Source organism: Sporomusa sp. (assembly GCF_057736855.1).
Genome location: NZ_JBYKYF010000142.1, coordinates 1 through 7,859 on the forward strand (window position 1 = coordinate 1; position 7,859 = coordinate 7,859).

Here is a 7,859-nt window from a genome sequence, read left to right on the forward strand (position 1 = left end):
GCCGCGGGAGCAAGCTAACACTTCAATACAATCAACATCTCTCAGTTTGCCTAAAGCAACTTGTTCGACTACGTTAATCACTTGATTAATACCGTCTACCACTAATGTATTATTCACACCGACAGCAGCAGTCTCACCGCCCGCCACCGACCATCCGACACCTACCCAGGAAGCTTGGCGGCGAGCATCTTGAAGATCGGCGGTTATAACTTTAAGTAAATCATAGTAAATTTTGCTGATAGCAATAGCACCGCTAATACTTGAAATTTCGGTGCCAAGCGGCTGGTATACCGCAGTCATTTTCGCTGGACAAGGTGTAATAAACCATACACCAATATCATTGGGATCAAGACCATGTACTCTCTCGGCTTCATTTCTGGCCAATCTTCCGGCTACCTCAACCGGAGCATCAAAAGGTACTATGTGATCAATAATTTCGGGAAATTTTACCTGAATCAGCCGGACAACAGCCGGACAGGCTGAAGAAATGGCTGGTCGGACAATATCTGTACGTTTTAGATAGTCTCTTATGGCTAGCGAAATAATTTCTGCTCCATGCGCAACTTCAAATACTTCGTCAAATCCCAGTTTTAATAAACCTGATAATATGGCCCTAACCGGAATATCAGGGCTAAATTGACCATAAAGCGATGGCGCAGGTAAAGCAATATTGTATTTGAATTTTTTCAGATCCGTAAATTCATCAGTGACAGCTGTTTTAGCGTGAGAGGAACAATGCCTGATACACTCACCGCAGTCTATACAGCGTGAAGACGTTATTTGGGCTTTACCGCCGCGAATACGAATGGCTTCTGTAGGACAACGTTTGATACAATTTACACAGCCCTGACATCGTTCTGCCAATAACCTCACTGAGTGAAAACGTGCTTCCATCACTTTCACCACTCAATCTAAAAATATATACACTTTTCAGTGGTAAATGATCATGCTAAGTTTGGTTCCTTTTCCTATACAAGTCTGAATATCAAATTTATCGGTACAACGTGCCATATTGGGTAACCCCATGCCTGCACCAAAACCCATTTCGCGAATATGATCTGGAGCGGTTGAGTACCCGGCCTGCATTGCAAGATCAATATCAGGAATCCCCGGACCTTCATCATCAACTGTCAATTCAGTCCGGTCAGAATAAATTTCAGCCCGCATAACGCCTCGTAAAGCATGGATAATTACATTCATTTCTGCTTCATATGCACTAACGGCAATTCGCCTGATAATATCAGGCCGTATACCTAAGTGCTGCAAAGTGCGCTTAATTTTACTGGATGCTTCACCAGCACCATTAAAATCAGCACCAGCTAATTTAAATTCTAATACTATTCCCGGTTGTTGAGGCACGGAGTTTCCCCCTTTTGCGAACTCCCCGCGAGCCCATGTTTGTATAATATCCCGCAAGCTTCATACATCTGCCGGTCAGTCACTAGCAAAGGTATTTCCATCATTTCGGCCAACTCGATAACCTCTGGCCCCGGCCGTTTGCCCCGCACAAATACTATGGCTACTACGTCACTCATTTCCGCTGTACGAATTACTTGAATGTTTGTCAAGCCGGTTAACAAAAGTGATTGTTCTTTAATAAAAGCCAAAACATCACTCATTAGATCAGCACCGCATGCGCTTTTGGCTTCTCGGTCAAGCCATTGTTTTCCGCAGAGTACTTCGGCTTCCAACACTTCTATTACTTGTGCCAGTTTCAACTACGGCACCTCCATAGCCAAATTTTGTTTGTGCGAAATTTCACTAAACTTACTCCAAAAAATTAAGGGGTACCCCATCAAATTCACAAGGTCCTCTTTGTTTTGTATATTCGCGGCTTACTGTGTAAATCCTGCAACATTTGTAAAATAATTAGAAATTTACAAAAAAATACATGGTAAAATTATCAAAAAAAATGAAAACCATGATACATGTTCAGGTTTCCATTTTGCTTAACATACTATTCAATGTTTTAATGATAACGGTAATTTCCTTCCCACACAACAATAATTATTGCGTTAAGAAGCCAAAATAACATTGACATCTGGATGTTAAACATGATGTAATCGGTTAAACCGTTTAGCAATAAACCCAGAACGGCTGCCATTACACCAAAGATAATCCCGGCTATTCGCCGGTTATTGGTCTTACTTAAAATTTCAATCGCCTTTTTGGCATGGCCAAAAACATTTGCCAAAAAAGCAAGCAGACCTGGAATACCGATCTCGGCCGCAATATGTAAATACATATTATGAGCATGAACAATCCGGGCGTCAGGATTATTTAGAAAAAAGTCATACTCTGGGTACACCAGCCAGTAAGCTCCCCAACCAATACCTGACAACGGCTTATCGATAATCATAGCCAGCGTGCTTTCCCATAGCGCGATACGCAAAGTAGAGGAAGTATCTGTGGGATTAAAAATAGAAAGCAACCGTTCCATCACGGCATCATGGCAAAAGAATGCAACCAGCGGAAGGATTAAAAATCCCCATAGCACTTTGCGATTGTATACATGAGCGCAGATAGCAGCAACAGCTAACACACTAAGCCACGCGCCGCGCGAATAAGTAAGCACTAAGCATGTCCCAAAGATGGCAACAAGTGCAAACAGTAGTGATTTCTCCGGCATTTTTTCTGAATGTAATCCCAAACCAACAGCTAACGATATCACGATAACGAGAAAACCTGCCAATAAATTCGGGTTTTGCAAAGTGGAGAAGATTCGAACTTTAAGCTCAGGAAACTGCTCGTTATCCACCCAATGAAAGGTGGATATATCTACACCATGAAAGTACTGGTAAAATCCATAAAAAGTAACCAGTACAGCCGAAATCAGAACCGCCCAAATCAGTCGCTGCAATTGACGCAAGGTGTGCAAATTATTAATAACCAGATAATAGCAAACTATGTATCGTCCCATTAAATGATAATAATTATAAAAGCTAAAACTTTTATCTGGCGAAGCCGCGATAGAAGCCGCTGATAAAATGATCAATAGCATGATTATGGCATCAAAAGGAGTGCGTTTTAATAACAGTTTTTTGGTGACTAGCATCTTGCTAACCCATAAAACGGTTCCCACTCCCAAAAACACTGTAGCAGCATTCAACGACATGGGCAGAAAAAAGACCATCGCCAAAATACAGTGTTCAATCAGATAATCTAACCGTTGTTGAATTTGTGTGTTAAATGAATATGCAATATGCACCATGTCACCTACGGTTCTAAAAATTACTGGCGCTTGAAATTACACCCAAGCGCCAGTAATTATTATATACAATTTCAACTTATTTGTCTACTTTGCTAAAGATAATCTGTCGAGCTTCACCAATCAAATACAGGGAACCAGCTACACAAACAACTCCTTCTACACCAGCTAGCTCCTTAGCCCGATCAATACCAGCCTCAATGCTGGCAGCCGCTTCCACATGACTTGCCTCTATTTCCCGGGCAATTTCCTCCGGAGTTGCCGCACGGTAAGAAAGAGGCTGAACAGTAACTACAGTATCTGTCGGACGAATCAGTTCATGAATAATACCTGTCACATCTTTATCGCGCAAAATACCTAAAGCAAAGGTGATATTCTTCTCTGGAAAGACCTGATCCAGATTTTGGCGAAGCACCCGGGCGCCATCGACGTTATGGGCGCCATCGATAATAATTACAGGCCTGCCGGGCACTATTTCAAATCGACCCGGCCAACAAACGGTTGCTAATGCCTCTTTTATCGCCTGAGTGGTAATCCGGGGTTCTTTAGCTCCAAGGATAAGTAAAGTAGCTACAGCGACAGCGCTGTTTTCCACCTGATGGCAGCCAATCAAATTAAGTTCAGCCTCAATTTTTCCAAACGTACCTACATCAATAGCTACTAATTGCCTGCTATTGTTATAACCTTTAAACTGGCCGGAGAAATCTTCATCCTTGACATAGATCTTGCAGCCTTTTTCAGCAGCAGTCCGCTTAATAATGTCCAGGGCCTCCCCTTTAGCGGCAGTAACAACCGGCACGCCATCTTTTATTATCCCGGCCTTATGGCGGGCAACATCCGCAATGGTCGAACCGCAGCGGTCTGTATGCTCTAACGTGACATTGGTAATAACCGAAACTTCCGGAATAATTACGTTGGTGGAATCCAAAAGTCCTCCCAGACCGACTTCAATAACCGCATACTCTACCCCCACTGCCGCAAAATAGTAAAAAGCGGCGGCCGTAATGACTTCAAACTCGGTCGGCTGTTCATAACCTTCTGTCAGCATTTGGTCGACGAACTTCCGAGTGTAAGTAATGGCTTGAGCAAATTCTTCTTTGGTAATCTCCTGACCATTGACTTTAATCCGCTCAGGATAGTCGGTAAGATGCGGCGACGTGTACATACCGGTTTTTATCCCGCTGGCCGCTAACGTAGCCGCCAACATAGCGGTTGTGGAACCTTTACCATTTGTTCCAGTAACATGAATGGATTTAAAGCGGCGTTGAGGCTGTTGCATGAGCTCTAAGAGCCGTTCAATCCGTTCCATCCCCAGATTAATCCCAAATTTGTACAGATTTTCGAGGTAGGCTAACGTTTCTTCATAATTCATGTGCTACACCTCCATATAATATAAGGAAACCAAGCACAGTGTTACAGTTGAGCTAGATAGGCAAGGCGTTCCTTAATAGCTGCTTGTTTTTCCAGATACTCAGCATGTTTAGCCTGTTCTTTCTCAATAACCGATGCAGGAGCTTTGGCGGTAAAAGCTGGGTTATCCAGTTTAGTGGCAATACGGGAAATTTCTTTTTCGAGATTCATCAATTCTTTATTTAGACGGGCTGTTTCTTTATCAACATCAATCAGGCCTTTGAGTGGTAAGTAAATTTCAACGCCATTGGCCACTGCTGTCATAGCGTTCTCCGGTACAGCGGCATCAGCAGCAAGAATGGTCACCGGCTCAGCAGCAGCTAATGTGCGAATATAGTTGATATGGGTCTCCATTTGGGTTCTAAGCTCATCGGAGGCAATCTGTAAAATAACCTCGCTCTTTTTCCCTGGCGGTACATTCACTTCAGCCCGCATATTGCGAATCGCTTTAATTACTTCCATCAAAATACCCATAAGCTGCTCATCTTGTTGGTAAGATAATGAAGCGTCTGGTACTGGCCAGCGATTGGTCATAATACTTAAACCTTCATGCGGCAGGCTTTGCCAAATGGCTTCCGTAATAAATGGCATGAAAGGGTGCAGTAGAGTAAGCGTATTACCCAACACAAAATTAAGAACATATTGGGCCACTTTGCGGCTTTCAGCATCTTCTTTATTATAAAGACGGCTTTTAGCCAACTCAATGTACCAATCACAGAACTCATCCCAGATGAATTCATAAATCATGCGGGCAGCTTCCCCAAGTTCAAAGCGTTCCAAATTCCGGGTAACATCAGCCACCGTCCGGTTATAACGGCTCAAAATCCAACGATCAGCAAGCGTATAAGCTTTAGCATCTGGTACAAATGCAGGATCAAACCCTTCAAGGTTCATAAGCACAAATCGCGAAGCATTCCAAATCTTATTGGCAAAATTCCGGCTGGACTCTACGCGTTCCCAGTAAAAACGCATATCATTTCCCGGCGTATTGCCTGTAACTAACATAAACCGTAAGGTATCAGCACCGTATTTTTCGATTACATCTAGTGGGTCAATACCATTTCCAAGCGACTTACTCATCTTTCTTCCCTGGCTGTCGCGCACCAAACCATGGATAAAGACATGACGGAAAGGAATCTCTTGCTTAAACTTCAGGCCCATCATAATCATCCTGGCTACCCAGAAGAAAATAATATCATAGCCTGTCACTAAAACACTGGTCGGATAAAATTGCTTTAACTCGGCTGTATCTTCCGGCCACCCCATAGTGGAAAATGGCCATAATCCTGAACTAAACCAAGTATCAAGCACATCAGGATCTTGCTCTACCTTACCGCCACACTTAGGGCAGGCTGTAATATCTTCTCTTGATACGGTAACTTCACCACAATCACAGTACCAAGCTGGAATACGATGGCCCCACCAGATCTGGCGGGAAATACACCAGTCCCTAATGTTTTCCAGCCAGTTAATATAAATTTTAGTAAACCGTTCAGGAACAAATTGAATTTTTCCTGAGGTTACCGCTTCGATGGCTGGTTTGGCTAACTCCTGCATCTTAACAAACCATTGTTTGGATACCAGCGGTTCAACCACCGTGCTGCAGCGCTGGCAATGACCAACAGCGTGATGATGTTCATCAATTTTTACCAGATATCCCTGTTCTTTGAGATCATTAACCAACGCCTTGCGGCACTCATAACGATCCATACCTGCATACTTGCCAGTATCAGCAGACATAGTACCATCAGGATTCATGACAATGATTTCAGGCAGCTTATGCCGTAACCCCATCTCAAAGTCATTAGGATCATGCGCCGGCGTTACTTTTACAGCACCAGTACCAAATGACGGGTCAACATATTCGTCAGCAACAATCGGCAAACGGCGGCCTACCAGCGGTAACACCAAATATTTGCCAATCAAATGCTTATATCTGACATCATCGGGATGAACCGCCACACCGCTATCACCTAAGATGGTTTCCGGACGGGTAGTAGCTATGGTCACATACTCGCCGTCAACGCCTTCCACTGGGTAACGAACATGATACAAATGACCTGGCTGCTCTTCATGTTCTACTTCAATGTCACTGAGTGCTGTATTGCAGCGCGGACACCAGTTGGTAATACGATTTCCCTGATAAATAAGCCCTTGTTCATATAAACTGACAAATACTTCCCGTACAGCTTTTGAGCAGCCTTCATCCATGGTAAAGCGCTCACGCTCCCAGTCACAAGAAGCACCAAGACGCTTGAGTTGATTAATGATGCGGCTGCCGTATTGGGCCTTCCATTCCCATACCCGGTCAATAAAGGTCTCGCGTCCTAAATCATAACGAGTTTTCCCTTCCTGGGCCAGCACTTCTTCTACCTTGATTTGGGTGGCAATCCCTGCATGGTCGGTACCGGGCATCCACAGCGTATTATAGCCCTGCATCCGCTTAAACCGGATAAGAATGTCTTGCAGAGTGTTATCCAGAGCATGTCCCATATGTAATTGTCCGGTAACATTGGGCGGTGGAATAACAATACTAAAGGGTTGTTTATTGTGATCTACCTCGGCATGAAATAGGCGGTTTTCTTCCCAAAACTTATACCATTTGGCCTCAACGGCTTGTGGATCATAGACGGTTGGAATATTGTTTTTCTGTTCCATATGTCCTCCTTAAAACTATATTGCATACTGAATAAATTTAGCTTTATCTGTCTACTAAATATAAATAAAAAAAATTCTTTTCGTCCACTATAAGGACGAAAAGAATTACTTTCCGCGGTACCACCTTGATTTCCAGCCAAAATCAGCCGGACACTTAATTGCCGTAACGGGGCACTCCGGCCACGCCTACTCCCTAAGTTCAGCGGGGCGGCTCCTGGACGACCTTCAGCTTGCACACAGAGAAACCTTTCAGCCTTGGGCTTCCTCTCTAAACAGGTGCATCAGCCTACTCTTTCCATTCTTCGCCGATTTTGTATGTAACTGGCTTTATTATACCTATACAAACAAACTATGTCAAGTCGTACTGAGAAGCACTACTATCTGGACACTGCTTTCCCAGTAGCCTAGCCGTTAAAAAGCCAGCGCTTTTTTGAAGAGTGCTGGCTTTTTATTCTGACTAGAAAATATAACTTTCAGTTCATTGGGTTGATATTCGATTTGATGCTTTCGCCATGGAATCACGCAAATTAATTTATTATTCTAATTGGCTTTCTTAATACCAGCAACTTCAAGAGCGCTGGCA

General features: G+C 43.5%; 6 protein-coding genes and 1 other annotated feature. All 6 genes read right to left on the reverse strand.

What is annotated here, in order from left to right; all coding sequences use genetic code 11:
* Nucleotides 1–894 (reverse strand): [Fe-Fe] hydrogenase large subunit C-terminal domain-containing protein (locus AC29Z1_RS10380; RefSeq protein WP_488271392.1); only part of this gene is annotated, 894 nt, incomplete at its 3' end.
* 36 nt (nucleotides 895–930) lie between these two features.
* Complete coding sequence (locus AC29Z1_RS10385) at nucleotides 931–1,359, reverse strand: ATP-binding protein (protein ID WP_488271393.1); 429 nt, start codon at nucleotides 1,357–1,359, stop codon at nucleotides 931–933.
* On the reverse strand, nucleotides 1,338–1,718 hold the full coding sequence (locus tag AC29Z1_RS10390; RefSeq protein ID WP_488271394.1) for a DRTGG domain-containing protein: 381 nt from the start codon (nucleotides 1,716–1,718) through the stop codon (nucleotides 1,338–1,340). Before AC29Z1_RS10390 ends, AC29Z1_RS10385 begins: the two co-directional genes overlap by 22 nt.
* A gap of 251 nt (nucleotides 1,719–1,969) precedes the next feature.
* Nucleotides 1,970–3,211, reverse strand: a complete 1,242-nt coding sequence (locus tag AC29Z1_RS10395; protein ID WP_488271395.1) for an O-antigen ligase family protein — start codon at nucleotides 3,209–3,211, stop codon at nucleotides 1,970–1,972.
* Nucleotides 3,212–3,287: 76 nt separating this feature from the next.
* Nucleotides 3,288–4,580, reverse strand: a complete 1,293-nt coding sequence (locus tag AC29Z1_RS10400) for a bifunctional folylpolyglutamate synthase/dihydrofolate synthase (RefSeq protein ID WP_488271396.1) — start codon at nucleotides 4,578–4,580, stop codon at nucleotides 3,288–3,290.
* A 41-nt stretch (nucleotides 4,581–4,621) separates the two neighbouring features.
* On the reverse strand, nucleotides 4,622–7,276 hold the full coding sequence (locus tag AC29Z1_RS10405; RefSeq protein WP_488271397.1) for a valine--tRNA ligase: 2,655 nt from the start codon (nucleotides 7,274–7,276) through the stop codon (nucleotides 4,622–4,624).
* Between the two features lie 88 nt (nucleotides 7,277–7,364).
* Nucleotides 7,365–7,588: a binding site (T-box leader), on the reverse strand.
* Nucleotides 7,589–7,859: the final 271 nt, after the last annotated feature.